Source organism: Sphingobacterium lactis, assembly GCF_051951495.1.
GTDB classification, from domain to species: Bacteria; Bacteroidota; Bacteroidia; order Sphingobacteriales; family Sphingobacteriaceae; genus Sphingobacterium; species Sphingobacterium lactis_A.
This window is the reverse complement of the sequence record NZ_JBNHAS010000006.1, coordinates 20,198-36,069: the sequence shown is the minus strand read 5'-3', so window position 1 is coordinate 36,069 and position 15,872 is coordinate 20,198. Positions and strand designations below refer to the sequence as shown.

The 15,872-nt window shown below is 38.5% G+C and carries 17 protein-coding genes; 1 reads left to right on the top strand and 16 read right to left on the bottom strand.

Annotated features, from left to right (window positions below; genetic code table 11):
- Positions 1–55 precede the first annotated feature (55 nt).
- From ACP6L2_RS16985 to mutY, 14 genes are all read right to left on the bottom strand, one after another.
- Positions 56–331: a co-chaperone GroES gene (locus tag ACP6L2_RS16985; protein WP_344675734.1), complete on the bottom strand. Its 276-nt coding sequence runs from the start codon at positions 329–331 to the stop codon at positions 56–58.
- Between the two features lie 243 nt (positions 332–574).
- Positions 575–934, bottom strand: coding sequence for a preprotein translocase subunit SecG (secG, locus tag ACP6L2_RS16980; protein ID WP_440510442.1), 360 nt, complete (start codon positions 932–934; stop codon positions 575–577).
- 14 nt (positions 935–948) lie between these two features.
- Positions 949–2,037: a tetratricopeptide repeat protein gene (locus tag ACP6L2_RS16975; RefSeq protein WP_440510441.1), complete on the bottom strand. Its 1,089-nt coding sequence runs from the start codon at positions 2,035–2,037 to the stop codon at positions 949–951.
- Between the two features lie 20 nt (positions 2,038–2,057).
- A complete protein-coding gene (locus ACP6L2_RS16970) occupies positions 2,058–2,582 on the bottom strand; it encodes an LptE family protein (protein WP_440510440.1) in 525 nt (174 codons plus the stop codon).
- Between the two features lie 10 nt (positions 2,583–2,592).
- On the bottom strand, positions 2,593–3,864 hold the full coding sequence (locus tag ACP6L2_RS16965; RefSeq protein ID WP_440510439.1) for a sigma 54-interacting transcriptional regulator: 1,272 nt from the start codon (positions 3,862–3,864) through the stop codon (positions 2,593–2,595).
- A gap of 27 nt (positions 3,865–3,891) precedes the next feature.
- Positions 3,892–5,325 (bottom strand): tRNA (N6-isopentenyl adenosine(37)-C2)-methylthiotransferase MiaB, encoded by a 1,434-nt coding sequence (gene miaB / locus ACP6L2_RS16960; protein ID WP_440510438.1) that lies wholly within the window; start codon positions 5,323–5,325, stop codon positions 3,892–3,894.
- 265 nt (positions 5,326–5,590) lie between these two features.
- Positions 5,591–6,274: an OmpA family protein gene (locus ACP6L2_RS16955; RefSeq protein ID WP_440510437.1), complete on the bottom strand. Its 684-nt coding sequence runs from the start codon at positions 6,272–6,274 to the stop codon at positions 5,591–5,593.
- Between the two features lie 131 nt (positions 6,275–6,405).
- Entirely contained in the window at positions 6,406–7,170 is a 765-nt protein-coding gene (locus tag ACP6L2_RS16950; protein WP_440510436.1) for a hypothetical protein, read from the bottom strand.
- Between the two features lie 62 nt (positions 7,171–7,232).
- Entirely contained in the window at positions 7,233–7,628 is a 396-nt protein-coding gene (locus ACP6L2_RS16945) for a hypothetical protein (RefSeq protein ID WP_440510435.1), read from the bottom strand.
- Positions 7,629–9,038, bottom strand: a complete 1,410-nt coding sequence (rlmD, locus tag ACP6L2_RS16940; RefSeq protein WP_440510434.1) for a 23S rRNA (uracil(1939)-C(5))-methyltransferase RlmD — start codon at positions 9,036–9,038, stop codon at positions 7,629–7,631.
- A gap of 523 nt (positions 9,039–9,561) precedes the next feature.
- A complete protein-coding gene (locus tag ACP6L2_RS16935) occupies positions 9,562–10,134 on the bottom strand; it encodes a TetR/AcrR family transcriptional regulator (protein ID WP_344675744.1) in 573 nt (190 codons plus the stop codon).
- A 111-nt stretch (positions 10,135–10,245) separates the two neighbouring features.
- Complete coding sequence (pheS, locus tag ACP6L2_RS16930; RefSeq protein WP_440510433.1) at positions 10,246–11,286, bottom strand: phenylalanine--tRNA ligase subunit alpha; 1,041 nt, start codon at positions 11,284–11,286, stop codon at positions 10,246–10,248.
- 62 nt (positions 11,287–11,348) lie between these two features.
- On the bottom strand, positions 11,349–11,804 hold the full coding sequence (locus tag ACP6L2_RS16925; protein WP_344675746.1) for a single-stranded DNA-binding protein: 456 nt from the start codon (positions 11,802–11,804) through the stop codon (positions 11,349–11,351).
- A 15-nt stretch (positions 11,805–11,819) separates the two neighbouring features.
- Positions 11,820–12,956, bottom strand: a complete 1,137-nt coding sequence (gene mutY, locus ACP6L2_RS16920) for an A/G-specific adenine glycosylase (RefSeq protein WP_440510432.1) — start codon at positions 12,954–12,956, stop codon at positions 11,820–11,822.
- A 44-nt stretch (positions 12,957–13,000) separates the two neighbouring features.
- On the opposite strand from mutY, the gene ACP6L2_RS16915 reads away from it, so the two are divergent.
- A complete protein-coding gene (locus ACP6L2_RS16915) occupies positions 13,001–13,858 on the top strand; it encodes a M23 family metallopeptidase (protein ID WP_440510431.1) in 858 nt (285 codons plus the stop codon).
- A gap of 129 nt (positions 13,859–13,987) precedes the next feature.
- Here the strand turns inward: ACP6L2_RS16915 and ACP6L2_RS16910 are convergent, their stop codons facing one another.
- Entirely contained in the window at positions 13,988–14,551 is a 564-nt protein-coding gene (locus ACP6L2_RS16910; RefSeq protein WP_440510430.1) for a hypothetical protein, read from the bottom strand.
- Positions 14,552–14,644: 93 nt separating this feature from the next.
- Complete coding sequence (locus ACP6L2_RS16905; protein ID WP_440510429.1) at positions 14,645–15,709, bottom strand: hypothetical protein; 1,065 nt, start codon at positions 15,707–15,709, stop codon at positions 14,645–14,647.
- Positions 15,710–15,872 lie beyond the last annotated feature (163 nt).

Genomic DNA, 15,872 nt, shown 5'->3' with positions numbered 1-15,872 from the left:
ATGCAGTCTCCTGCCCGAATACTCTTAAACGATTAATTTCTTTGGATTGATTGAATTACAGAACTGCGTAAATGTCAGCCTCACGCATAATTAAATATTCTTTTCCTTCATAGGTGATCTCTGTACCTGCATATTTACCGTACAATACTTTATCGCCTACTTGAACGGTTAAAGGCTCGTCTGGCTTACCTGAACCTACAGCTACAATTGTTCCTTGTGATGGTTTCTCTTTTGCAGTATCTGGAATATAGATACCTGATGCTGTTTTTTCTTCCGCTGGAGCAGGTTCTACAACTACTCTGTCTCCGATAGGTTTAATACTTAATGCCATAATAATATATCAGTTTTTTGATTTAAATGCTTAATTAATAATGAAGCATCACGAACTATGCCAATCCAAAATACAACTTTCTTTGTGTCAATTTTACATTTGTTGACAAAATAATTGACAGAACACGGCACCTACAGGTGTCAGCATGTCACCTTTAACAGTGTCAGTTTTCCGTAATTAACCCCTAAAATACAAAATCCCCAACTGCATGGCAGTTGGGGATTCCTATATCTTCTCTAATTCTTATTTCGAAGAATCAGCAGGTGTTGTGCTTTGTGGAAGTGGTGCAGCTTGTGTTGGAGCAGCATTTGGATTCAAGTTTAATGTCGGAGATTGTGCCGGAGCCTCAATCTGATCACCTAAACCACCACCTGTACTTGACGATGGACCAAAAATATTGATACCAATACTGAAAACCATTAATGCAATGATTAAGATCCAAGTACCTTTCTCTAAAATATCACCTGTACGTTGAACCCCAATTAAGTTCGCTCCTCCAGAAAATCCAGATGATAAACCGCCCCCCTTAGGGTTTTGGATAAGTACAAAAAATGATAATAATAAACTTACTAGAATAATTAGGATAATAAATAAAACGTCCATTTTCTATATTTCTTTTATAACTTTTGTTCTAATTCTTTAATTCGGGTCGCAAAGTACGATTTTTTTTCTGGATTCTCTGAAATTAATTTTTTAAATACAGATATCGCCTTTTCGTACATTCCCTGCGACTCATAAATATTTGCTAATGTCTCTGTTACCACCGAAAACTGATCCTCAGAACTGCTTCTCGCTTTATTCTCCGTATTGATCGTCTCGGCCTTTGGTGGCTGTATCTGTGGCTCCTCACGAATAAACTTCTCGATGACCTCATCGTTCGGCTCATTCGAACGAAACTCGATCGTCTCCTTCTTGAATTGCTCAGAAAGCTTATCCTCTGGGTTCTGTAAGTGAAAGATATTCTCGCGTATTTGTTGATCTAAAATAGCCTCATCTAATTTCTTCGGATCAAATTGACCATTTTGCGGCTTAGGCAATACTGGCGATACGAAAGGTTGATAAGTATCGGCATGCTCCAAACGGGTCTTGTATAGCCACCAACGGAAACTGTAGGGCATCAAATCATCATTGTATAAACTGACGTCCTCTTCCCGATGACTAGCCTCCATCTCCAAAGAGGTTTCGACTATTTCTGCTTTGTTTTCCTCCTCCGGAAAAACAGATTCAATATTGTAGGCTACAGGTGGATCAAAAAGATCCTCTTCCAATTCTTCCTCCTCTACATCAACTTCCGCATCATCCATGATAGGATTTTCAGCTTCCATTGGAACAGGCTCCTCTATTGGCTCTTCTTCTATTACAAGGTCATCCTCAACGAAGTCTTCTACAACCTCAACTTCCTCCTCAACCTCTCCGCTATCTAGCGCCTCCACTTCAATGAATGGAACATAATCATCCGATTCGGTAGCTAACTCCGGTATTTCTGAAATAGGCTTCTGAAGGTAATCACGTAGCCAGAAAGAATTATAGGCATACATTAAGGTTTTCTGCTTATCAACTTCCCCACCTTCCAATGCTTTTTTGCGTTCATGAGCAAAGATGATCGGCTGAGAATATGGAAACTTGAATAACAGTCGTTGAAATTCAGCCTCCGATACTTCCAGGGGATTGTCTAATGCTTTACGAAATACAGTTTGTAAATCCATAGGTTGATTAAGCTTTTAATTTACCAGTTATTAAATGCCTTGTTGAAGATATCTTCTGTCAACATTTTCACAATTTCCGCATTTAAAGTCTGCTCTTGTGATGTTACGTCGCCTCTGAACTCCTTGAACTGCGTAAAACTCTCCTCAAAGTCACTCTTTCCAGTGTCATCCTTACGATTCATGTATTTTACTTTTACCGTAATGGAAAGTCTGTTCAATGCAGCCATCTCTGAACCTGCTTCAACAGCTGCCGGCGTAATCGAATAGCTCGTAATCGTTCCATCAAATTGGGCATCTCCATCCTGATTGACTTGACTTAGCCTGGATTGCGTACGAATACGCTCTTTTAATCCTTCTGTCATCGACTGACTTAAGGTTGCTGAAACCATAGGCGAGATATTCTCGAAAAATGTAACTGTATAAGTTTTCATATTCTCCGGAATCTTACTACCGCCTAAGCTATAACGTACTCCACATCCCTGTATAGTGAACATGAATAAGGCTGTAATTAAAAACGCTATTTGCGCTCCTTTTATTTTGAGCATGGTGATTTCCTTAATCTAGGTTTAAATCCTTAATTTTTCTATATAACGTACGCTCCGAAATACCCAATTCTTGAGCTGCAGCCTTACGCTTGCCTTTATGCTTCTTCAAAGCCTTCTTAATCAAATCAGATTCTTTATCCATCAAGGACAAAGACTCTTCGACCTCTTCCACATCTTGAGTATCATAGGTAAGATAATCATTCGAATTGGCATTCGACGCATTCGGATTATGAATCGTCAGTGTTGAAGAATTTGGCGTCACATATTCCTCATTTACTAAGGCCGCAGTATTTGGTCGAACCTCTTGATAAAGCTGATTGATATAAGGCGAATGTTGTTCTATAGTTCCTGGGTTGAAGCCTTTTTGTATCAACTCGACAACTAATTTCTTCAAATCGACCATATCCTTCTTCATATCAAAAAGAACCTTGTACAGTAAGTCACGCTCCGAAAAGTTTTCCTTACTGCTGTCTTTAATCGCCATAGGCAGATTAGAACCAGATTCCTTTGGAATATATTGACTTAGAATCCTCGCATCAACTACGCGCTCCTTTTCCAATACAGCAATTTGTTCTGCAATATTTTTCAATTGACGAACATTCCCCGGCCAAGAATAATTACGCAATAATTCTTGCGCGTCCTCTGTTAATTGGATTCCCGGAGTACGGTATTTATCGGCAAAATCGACAACGAATTTGCGAAACAACAGGTAAATATCATCCTTACGTTCGCGTAATGGTGGAATATACAAAGGCACCGTATTTAATCGGTAGTACAAATCTTCACGAAATTTACCTTTCTTAACAGCCTCGAACATCTCCACATTCGTAGCTGCAATAACGCGAACATTTGTTTTTTGAACTTTGGATGATCCAACACGGATATATTCTCCGGATTCCAAAACACGTAATAATCGAGCCTGTGTACCTAATGGCAATTCACCAACCTCATCTAAAAAGATGGTTCCTCCATCGACCACTTCAAAATAGCCTTTACGTGCCTCATGGGCACCTGTAAAAGACCCCTTCTCGTGACCAAAAAGTTCGGAATCAATTGTCCCTTCGGGAATAGCACCACAGTTTACCGCAATAAACTGTCCATGCTTACGAGAACTCAATTGATGAATAATATGAGAAAAGACTTCTTTCCCCGATCCACTCTCCCCTTGAATCAACACCGATATATCAGTCGGTGCGACTTGTCGAGCAATGTCGATCGCACGATTTAATAATGGAGAGTTTCCAATTATGCCAAATCTATTCTTAATATCCTGATTATCCATGCTTAATTCTTCCTTCTTTTTTAGAGATTAATCGATGATCTTTCCGATTAATGTTGCTGAGGTACAACTCTCCCCTAATACATGCACATAATCGCCAACTTTATAGCGTGCATCTACTGGGAATACAACCATAGTATTCTGGTCATTTCGTCCACAGAAATCTTGATCAGAACGTTTCGAGAAACCTTCAATCAATACTTTCTGAACTTTACCTACAAAATTCTGAATACGGTACAAACTGTGCTCACGTTGTAAATCAACCACTTCGGTCAAACGACGTTTCTTCACCTCCTCTGGAATATCATCAGCATAACGTTTTGCCGCCAATGTACCAGGACGTTCCGAATAAGCAAACATATAAGCGTAATCGTATTTTACATAGTTCATCATGGAAAGGGTCTCCTGATGTTCTTCCTCTGTCTCTGTACAAAAACCGGTAATAACATCAGTCGAAATTCCACACTCTGGAATAATACGACGAATCGCATTTACGCGATCTATATACCATTCACGGTCATAAGTACGATTCATCAAATCCAATACGCGTGAATTTCCCGATTGTACAGGTAAGTGAATATAGTTACAGATATTCTCGTATTTCGCCATCGTGTACAAAACCTCATCGGTAATGTCTTTTGGATGGGAGGTAGAGAAACGGATTCTCAATTCTGGACTTACTTCAGCTACCATCGCTAATAATTGCGCAAAATTAATAGGCGCTGCAGCAGGCTCTCCCTCTGCAACTGGTGCTGTATATTTATAAGAGTCAACATTCTGACCCAATAAAGTAACTTCTTTATAACCGGCATCAAATAAGCTTTGCGCCTCTTTTACGATAGAAACTGCATCTCTACTACGCTCACGACCACGAGTAAATGGAACCACACAGAAGGAACACATATTATCACAACCTCGCATGATAGAAATAAAAGCAGAGATTCCATTGGTATTTAAACGAACAGGACTGATATCGGCATAAGTCTCCTCACGAGACAACAACACGTTTACAGCACGGCCTCCATCATCTACTTTTTCAATTAGATTTGGAAGATCACGGTAAGCATCCGGACCAACAACAACATCTACCAACTTCTCCTCTTCTAAGAATTTAGCCTTTAAACGTTCCGCCATACAGCCCAAAACCCCAACAATCATCCCCGGATTCTTAGCCTTTGCTGATTCAAACTCCTTTAATCTATTACGAACGCGTTGCTCCGCATTCTCACGAATTGAACAGGTATTAATGAATACCACGTCCGCATCTCTATAATCTCTTGTCGTCTCAAATCCATTTTCCATTAAGATTGATGCAACAATCTCACTGTCTGAAAAATTCATCTGACACCCATAACTCTCGATATAAAGCTTACGGCCAGTAGATTGCCCTGTAGGGACCATATCCAATGCCTCGCCTTGGCGTGCCTCATCGTGTGTCTTCGTAGTATGTGATAACTCTAACATAGTCAATTTTCAAAGACTACAAAGTTAGCAATTAATTGCTAAATCAATGACACTTTGTCAGCAATGACTAAAATTTAACAAACAAAATCTTCCTGAAATCAACGAGCAAAAAATTTAAAGTATAGATTGACTCCCCAATTAAGAAATTCCTTTTCGATAATCAAAATAGCTGATATCAAAAAGAGGTCTGGGTGATAGACACCCAAACCTCTTTTATATCATTATATAATCCTTAAGGACTATTTATTTAGAAATAAAATACTGCTTATTGACCAGCTTGTTGTTTAGCTTCTTCTTGCATTTTCTTCGATGCAACAATTACGATCTCTACACGACGGTTTTTAGCTCTACCTGACTCTGTATCGTTAGATGCAATTGGCTCAGAGTAGTTTTTACCTTCTGTACGGATACGTGAGCTTTTTAAACCTTGAGATACTGCAAATGATTTTACTGATGCCGCACGACCATTAGATACTTTTTCGTTTGCTGCTAAAGTACCCACATTATCGGTGTGACCTAAAACTAAAATCTCAGTATCTGGTTCTTTATTCAAAGTCTCTACTAATTTTGCAATGTTATCTTTTGCTGTAGATTTTAACGCTGTGGAGTTAAAATCAAATAAGATACCTGAATCAAATTTCACTAAGATACCTTCACCAGTGTTTTCAACTTCAGCACCAGCAACCGTATTTTCAATTTCCTTAGCTTGTTTATCCATTTTCTTACCGATCAATACACCTGCAGCACCACCAATAGCAGCACCTGCAATAGCACCAATCGCTGTGTTACCAGCCTTACCACCGATTAATGCACCAATAGCACCACCAGCAGCTGTACCGATTACACCTCCTTTTGTTGTATTACTTGTATTTTGGATGGTAGAACAGCTAGCGAACAACATCGCTGATGTAGCTACTGATAATCCATAAATCGCAATTCTTTTATTCATTTTCATAACCAAATAATTTATCTTTTTACTAAAATATTTCTTTTTAAATCAATAAGATGGTAAATGCAAAGCCAATGCCAAAATGCCTATACCCGACAAAACACCTTTGCAACAACTTGTTTTTCAGTATGTTATTTTTCTTGCGGTGGGATTTCCAACTTAGGTAAACGCTGTGGCTTCGGGCGGCCTTGTCCATCCCAAGATTTAAAAGAATTCAAAATATAGTTCATAAGATCATACTGCCCCCAACGTTCTACGGAACTTAATGACGGCCTATAGATCTCCATAAAATCCACTAATTCATCTCCTTCTAGACTGGTAATTTTCTGAACGATGGTCTTATTGAAAATACGATCTACCTTAGTAGCTTCCAATTCTTGGTTCATGTACTTTTCAAAACGCTTCGCATTTTTAGCATCCTTCCCAAATAAGTTGTATAAGGCAGTAGCAGGACTACTTAAATAGGTCATCGTTTTATTATGACCACCATTATAAACACCTTTCTTCTCGTATTCTCTTAAAAATCCTTTTAACTCGGCTTCCTTGGTACTCCGAGTAATCACAACGGTCTCAATGGTATTTCCTGCTTGAAGGTCGATCAGAATATCTTCTAAGGTGTGAATAACTGTTTTTACTGGTCCATAACCTACTTTAGATATCCGAATAGAGTCTCCAACCGATACAGATAGCGTAAATACCCCATAAGCATTGGTATTCGCCTTTTGATTCGTTTTAAGGTTAACAACATTCGCATCTGCAACACGTATATTTGACCCTTTCTCCATCACCAAACCAGAAATCACCTTACTGGCTGCCTCTTGCGCTTGCGCAAATAACCCCATTAACAACAGAAAAGGGAGTACTATTCCAATATATTTAACTTTACTATACATCATTTTAAAGTTAGCAATAGTTTAGACTGTTAAATGTTAAATAGTTTAAAAAAGGAATAGTGCTTTTATGCATAGGGATAGAACACAAAGTTTGCCCCCTCAGGTACGATGACAAACAAACACATGTAGTCATTTGCAGACTTAAATTTCTGGATGAAATAGTCCTTACGCTCTTCTTGAACCAAACCTTTATCCACAAACTCCTCTAAGGAACTCGCATGAATGGTCCATGCAGTCTGTAATTCTTCTCGGTCTAAAATAACCTCCCCTAATTCCACTTGCAATTGATGTGCAACAAAAATAGGATACAAGGTATAACCTTCAGCCATCATCTCAACCGAAACCTCCTTGATCGATTCCTTATAAAAATCCAAGTCCCGCTTTAGGCTAACTAAAGGGCTTTCGGATTTCTCGCCATTCCCACCTTCCGGTTGTTTATTTAATAGGTCTTGTAAGTCCATTTATTTTTTCAATTTCAGTAACACCACATTTTCTACGTGCTGGGTATGCGGAAACATATCGACAGGCTTAATACGCTCAACCGTATATTTCTCTTGCAACATATCCAAATCTCGTGCCTGTGTTGCTGCATTACAGCTCACATAGACTACACGGTCACTTTCCATTTCCAATATGCGATTTACCACATCCGCGTGCATACCGGCTCTCGGTGGGTCGGTAATAACCACATCGGGTTTCCCGTGTTCAGCAACAAATTCCGCCGTCAATACATCTTTCATATCGCCAGCATAGAATTTCGTGTTCGCAATTTCATTGATAGCTGAATTGATCTTCGCATCTTCAATTGCAGTAGGCACATATTCTACCCCAACCACTTCTCTTGCCGATTTTGCGACGAAGTTTGCAATGGTACCCGCTCCAGTATATAGGTCATAAACCAATTCATCACCCTTCAAATCAGCAAATTCTCGAGTTATCTTATATAATTCATATGCCTGAAGGGAGTTCGTCTGATAGAAAGATTTTGGTCCTACTTTAAATTTCAAGCCTTCCATCTCCTCATAAATAAAATCTCTACCAGCATATACTTCAATCTCTTGATCAAAGATCGTATCGTTACGCTTCTGATTGATGATATAAAGTAAGGAGGTTAAATCTGGAAAGCGCTCCTGAATAAAGGACATTAACAATTCTACCTGACCTTCCTCAGGATAAGCAAATACAACAATAACCATCACCTCGCCTGTTGAAGAAGTACGAATAATCAAGTTACGTAATGCGCCTTCATGGAATTTCAAATCATAAAAGGAAATTCCATTTGCTTGAGCGAATTCAAAAACTTCATTACGGATAGCATTAGACGGATCTTGTTGCAAATAACAATGGTCAATTGCCAAAATCTTATCAAATCTTCCCGGAACATGGAATCCTAATGCATCCATGGAATCTCCAGGCTGAACCTCATCCAAATCCGTTAACCAACGCTTATTGGAAAAGGTAAACTCCAATTTATTACGGTAATATTTCGTTCCTTCAGAACCTAGAATCGGTTCCATACCTGAAACATCCACCTTACCTATACGGGACAGCTGATTTCCAACATATTGCTCCTTGAACTTCAATTGTGCCTCATAGCTCATGTGTTGCCACTTACAACCACCACATACACCAAAATGCTCACAGAAAGGATCCACACGATATTCAGATGGTTTTACCACCGAAGTAACCTTGCCTTCTACAAAACTTTTCTTCTTACGCATCAACTCCACATCCACCACATCACCTGGCACGGCTCGCTCAATGAAATAAACCAAATTATCCTGTTTGGCAACACCCTTGCCCTCTTCAGCTATATCGATGATTTCCAATCCGGAAACAAACTTCTTCTCTTGTGGTATTCTTCTTCCCATATTGGCTGCAAAAATACGCAAATTTTAGACAAAATTTTTAGTCCCATAATATTTACAGCCGACTATCCATTTTACCTCTCACATCAAAGAACCCTATAATAAAAATACTTTATCATAGTCTAAATTTATTTGGACGAGTATAACGCTTAAATGAACATTGCAATATACATTTGCTCTGAGTTGCAAGTGTCAAATTTATTATCCCGCCATTAAGTCTAAAATCTGTTGTCTTTTGTCTAGTGTCTCATCGTCTTTCTTAAGGGTTTACTAGGGGTTTGCTTCGAGACTCTAACGGATCTCCTTCGGAACTTGTTCGGATCTCCTTCGGATCTCGTTCGGTTCCGACCGAACGAGATCCGAACAAGATCCATATCAGATCCTTAGAAATTCCTTGAGAGTCTCGAAGCCATATCAAAGGAAATAGTAGCTCAACTAATGACAAATCCAAAGGAAAACTGGAGACAAATTAAAGTCTAAGCAGATATTACAATACGAGAAAGGAAGGTGGAATTAAAAAAATTGGTTACAATAAGGTTGCTTGTACCAAATAAGGGAGCATTTCTTTTTGAAAGGAAATGAAATTTTTCTTGACATCTGCCTCCGATACAGCCGTAAAGGCAAAGGAGAAGACAATATTTTTACTTGTTTTGATGAGGAAGGTCAGTCGTTCTTCAGGGATGGTGCTACCAATGGTTTCATTTTGCATAAAGGAGCGTAGTAGCAGAAACTCTAAATCATCTGAAAGTATTTTCAGGTATTCTTGAGCATTCGCTGATTCACGAATAAATTCCCAGCCCACAAACTCATTACATACAGTATAAGTCACACGGCTAACTCGTAGTATAGTGTTTGCTAAGAATGTCGAGAGATCACGTTCATTGACATTCTTATTCAAGATGTCATATACATTGTCTTGGATATAGTCCATCAAAACGGCATGGAGAATCAACTCTTTACTAGCAAAGTGCTTGTAAAAAGTAGCCTTCGCGATATGAGCATTCTTGGATAGCTCATTTACACTCGTCTTATTATAGCCATATTTCCTAAATAGATCCCTTGCGGATTTCTTAATGGCTATAACTATTTTATCTTCCATGGAGGGCTAATTGTTGAAAAGGTTCAGATTCTGTCTAAAATACCTAGTAGAAGAATCTGAACCCTTAAAGTATATCTTTTTGCTTAGAAAAGCAAGGAATATTAATATTCCTTAGTTGATTTCTGTCTCGAATTGCGATAAGAAACGAACGTCGTTTTCGGAGAATAGACGTAAATCACGGATCTCATACTTCAAATTGGTAATACGTTCAATACCCATTCCAAAAGCATATCCTGAATATTTTTTGCTGTCAATACCACAGTTGTCCAATACATTCGGATCAACCATACCACAACCTAAAATCTCTACCCAACCGGAGTATTTACACATCTGACAACCTGCACCTTTACAGATGGTACAAGAAATATCCATCTCCGCAGATGGTTCAGTAAATGGGAAGTAAGAAGGGCGGAAGCGCACTTTGGTATCTTCACCATATAACTCTTTCACAAAGTGATATAGTGTTTGTTTCAAATCTGCGAATGACACATCCTCATCCACATACAGTCCTTCGATCTGGTGAAAGAAACAATGCGCACGTGCTGAAATAGCCTCATTACGGTATACCCTACCTGGCATAATTGCACGGAACGGTGGTTTACCAGCTTCCATTAAGCGCACTTGTACCGAAGAGGTATGCGTACGCAATACCATATCGTTTCCATCTTGTTTCTTGATGAAAAAAGTATCTTGCATATCACGTGCTGGGTGTTCAGGAGCAAAGTTCAAGGCAGAGAAATTATGCCAATCATCTTCAATCTCGTTCCCCTCAGCAACGATGAATCCTAATTTCTTGAATATTTCCACGATTTCCTTACGTACTAAGGAAAGGGGATGTCTTGATCCTAAGGTAAAACCTGCCCCAGGAAGAGTCAAATCACCTTCTTTATTAGAACTTGATGCATCAACATCGCCGGAAAATTTATCTAATGCTGTCTTATAAGTATCCTCAGCCAAAATCTTGAACTCGTTCAACACTTTCCCCAAAGTTCTTTTTTCCTCAGAACTTACAGTTTTGAACTCTTCGAACAAGGCCTTTACGATACCTTTTGATACGAGATATTTTAACCTGAAAGCCTCTACTTCTTGAGCAGACGCTGGATTGAATGCGTTAATCTCTTGCGTATACTGCGCTATTTTATCTTGCAACATGCGCCAAAGATACAGCAAATTTTAAAAAAGTAGATGATTTGATGGTTAATTAATTAGGTAGATTAAAACGGTAATCCGTCATTATCGTCATCGTTCTCCGTGAAGTCTACGGTTTGTTCTTTATTGTCATCCACATTCTGACTTGCGGTATTTGTACTTGTTCCTGCAGGATTCTGCGGTTCAAAATCAGAACGACGACCTAATAAATTAAAGCTTTCGGCTACAATTTCTGTCGTATAACGACGAATCCCCTCCTTATCTTCATAAGAACGAGTTCGCAATTTCCCTTCAATGTAGACTAATTTACCTTTACTAAGGTATTTGACAGCAACGTCGGCCAATCCGCGCCATAACACAATATTATGCCATTCGGTCTGTTCTACGCGACGACCATCTTTTGTAAAGGTCTCTGAAGTGGCCAATGGAAAACTAGCCACACTTACATTTCCTTCCAGATAACGGATTTCGGGGTCTTTACCCAAATGTCCGACTAAAATAACTTTATTTACTCCTGACATACAATAATTTAGGATTTAGTGAGCACTAAAAATATAATCCTCCACAAAGGAGCTAATCAGTTTATGTTTAGCTAATTTATCTAAATTTTCTGACAAACAATAATTCCAATGGCTTTTTTTGGCAAGCTTAACCTTATTAGCATCTAAGCGGTAAAAGTTTGCGAAAATTTGCTGATGACTTAGTATATGTTTCACCGGGCCCTTAACCTTTTGAGGAAAAACCGCTGAAAAATTTTCCTTAAACTCAGCTGATACCATTAATTCCTCTGGATCGACTGCAGAATCTGTTTCGATCATTGGAAACTCAAATAAATTAGCCCAAATATCACCTTCAGAACGTTGAGACATTAGCCATCCCTCGCTATCTTCAATTAAGAAGTAATGGAAATGACGTACCCGACTTTTCTTAGACTTGTTCTTTTTAGGCAATTCAGAAACCAAGTCTTGTTGAAGGGCAACACAATCGGTCTGAAAGATGCAAACAGAACAATCGGGATTCTTAGGCCTGCATTGTAAAGCTCCAAAATCCATAATCGCTTGATTATATTCTCCTGCTCTTAATGGATCAATCAACTCCTCTGCTAATTCACTGAATAACTTTTTACCAGCTGTACTATTTATGGGTTCAGCAATTCCAAAATAACGCGCTAGAACTCGAAAAACATTGCCGTCCAAGACTGCTTTTGCTTCATTTGAAGAGAAAGAAGCGATCGCAGCAGCTGTATAAGCCCCAACTCCCGGCAAATTTATCAAGCTGGAATAATCAACCGGAAACTCTCCATTGTGCTGATCTACAACAAGTTTAGCCGCCTTATGCATGTTGCGAGCACGGGAGTAATAGCCTAATCCTTGCCATAAACGGAGCAGATCTGCTTCATCTGCCTCTGCAAACTTTGTTACATTAGGAAAATTTTCAACAAATCGTAAAAAATATGGCAATCCTTGTTCAACTCGGGTCTGCTGAAGGATAATTTCGGATAACCAAATAATATAAGGATTCGTGGTTTCTCGCCATGGCAACGCTCTTTTGTTCGTTTGGTACCAAGCAAGAATTCTAGCTGAAAATGACATAGTGCAAAGATGATAATTTATAGCATTTGAGCTGCCAATAAAGTTATTAAACGTTAAATTTTGGTGGTTTAATTTTAACAAGTCCTATTTTTACGGCCGACTAGAAAAATAGGGAGAAGAAAAAAATGATCAAACAAAAGACTTCCATTGTTATTTTAGATTCCAATGGAGACTCAAATCAGAAGATTCAAATACCGACCATTATCCTAAAAAACTGGAAAACCATCCTTTGCGTAGGCATCTTTTTTATATGCTTAATTTGCTCTATGGTGGCTTTTATTGCCAGCAAAACGACCAGCGATCATTATGAGCAGGTCTTGAACAAAAAAATGGAGGCGCTTCAAAAAGCAAAACAATCTTTAGCAAATGAAGAAGCTTCTAACCAGCTGAATCTTGTACAAGTACAAAAATCCTTCAACTCCATCGATAGTGCATTAAACCAAATTAATGCCAAAATGCGTAAAAGAGGATTAAAAGATGTAGCACCTAAGCTGAAAAATGCTGGTGGACCGGTAGAAACAGAAGAGAATTTAGATGAATTAGGCAAATATTACGAAAGTAAATTAAAGAGCCTAGACAAGAAATTAGAAGGTATTCCTTTGGGAAAACCGCATCAAGGCAAGATTACCTCACGTTTTGGATACCGTAGAAACCCTTTCACTAACCGTGGATTGGAAATGCACTCGGGTATTGACATTAAAGGTAATGTTGGTGAACTAATTAAAGCGACTGCTGCCGGGAAAGTATTACATGCAGGTTATAAAGGACAGTATGGTAAAGTGGTCATTATTCAACACAGTAATGGTTGGGAAACTCGCTATGCGCACCTTTCCAGAACAAATGTGAAGGTTGGACAGCATATTGAAGCTGGACAGGTTATTGGTAACCTTGGAAATACAGGAAGATCAACGGGTCCGCACTTGCATTATGAACTATTAAGCTATGGCAAGAAATTGAATCCAGAAAAAACAATGTTGTTTTAATATAGGATAAGAACAATACTATAAGGGCTATATCGAATAATCGATATAGCCTTTTTTATGATTAAACAATTTGATGATTTTGATCTTGCTAGTAATTTAGAGGGGGCATTCAATAAACATGATAAATCACTACTTGTCAGGATATTTGCCCTTTACAACCATCAATTGAATAACAAAACTATCTTGAATTTCTTTTCGAGAATTTAAACTTAAAAGAAAGGAGACCGAATCGGACAAAATTAATCTGACTGGAGAGGGGTTTTTGGCATATCTCAAAAATCCAAGAGGTTCAATTTTTTTACCGAAATATTGCTCAACATCTTTGACCCTAAGTATTTCATGCATTTTATATGGAATAAGAATATTGCCGATAATTATGGATGTATCAATAGGTTTATTAATTTCAACATATATTCGACCGGCCACTCTATTCGAATCAAGAGGGTAGATTTCCAAATCATGGTCTTTCTTTATTTTTTGAATAATAAGTTTGAGCTGATTATCATCCCACTGGTCCTTTGGAAGATTAGCTAAAGATTCAGCAAGGGACAATATGCCCCCTACTGTATCTTTTTGAATTAACCTTAAATTCGTATCGTTGTTTCCAATCTCTACATTATAGCTCGAATAGCTTGAAAACAGCAGGTGTAAACCTAATAATATCGTGCAGAAAATAGTGCCAATGCTTCTCATATCTTCTTCATTCAGTTTGTTCTTAAAATAGACTCTAAAATTTTAACGTTCAGTTAAACCAAATGTTTTGAAGAATGGAGAAAATCTGACTGTCTATTTCACAACCATATCATTTAAATATATTTTTTGGGCTTCGGTATAGAGCACTTTAGCCTTTCCATCAGTCCACTGTATCGCTTGTGATTTGGTACCATTAAAATAATTCCCAAGGATATATACATGACCATTCACCACTTGAATTGCTTTGGCTTCCAGGTTTGCATTGACATTTAAATCATACAATTTGGTTTTGTTTTTATAGACCGAAGCACGACCTTTTTTACCATCGTAGAAATTGACGACAAAATAATAATCATTGCCAACCATAGTTCCTAACACACTACTAACTAGTTTTCCAAGTGGCAAAGTGAAGACCTCTACATCATTTTTCCATACAGCAGCAACATCAGTTGCTTGATCAGCAGATTTACGGTATCCAATAACATAAATATCTTTGTTAATGGTTTTAATGTAATGGGAGTCAGAATTTGGATCTGCCAACATAAGGGTAGATCCATCTACCCACATCGCGGCATTTACATGATATTTACCGGTCATTACTGGTTTTCCTTCTCGTAATGCTATACTGCGCAATCTAGACCCTCCTAAACAACAACCTTTGTTTTCATACTTCCCATTGGTCCATAGTGCTACACGAAGCCCCATAGGATCGGTCATCATACCGCCTACATAGACATTTGCTCCTTCTGCCAATATAGTCGTTCCAGAATTCTGTGCTCCTGCAACGCTCAATAAAGTCAATGCTTTATTTTTCCAATAGGCCGCACGTTTGTTGTTGGCATTCACTTGTTGATAGCCAGTAATATGGGGCACTTTGTTTAATACAGAGACCGCAAGCGCCTCAGAAGCGACATTCGGAGACAATTCCACTAAGGAATTATTAATCCGCAATATGGCATTCCTATCCTTTTCCTGGAAACTAGAGCCATATTTATAACCTACATAGTAAAAATTGACAGGATCAGGCGTAGGGGGATTTGGAACTTCAGGTTCTTCAGGATCTGGCACCACCTCATCAACAGCGCTTTTCCCACATGCTGCCATCCTCAACATCAGCAGCACAACCCAAAATCCTTGCTTAATATATTTTCTTTTCATAAGTAACTCACATTTCCTAAAGAACAGCAAAAAGTGGGCAGTAGTTTGTTGAAAAGGGATAAAGGGCTGTTGAAATTATATAAATAAGGGAGAAAGGAATTGACAAATGCTTAATTAGGTGATTGGAATAGCCAATAGCAAGACTTAAATGAGACTATTTTTT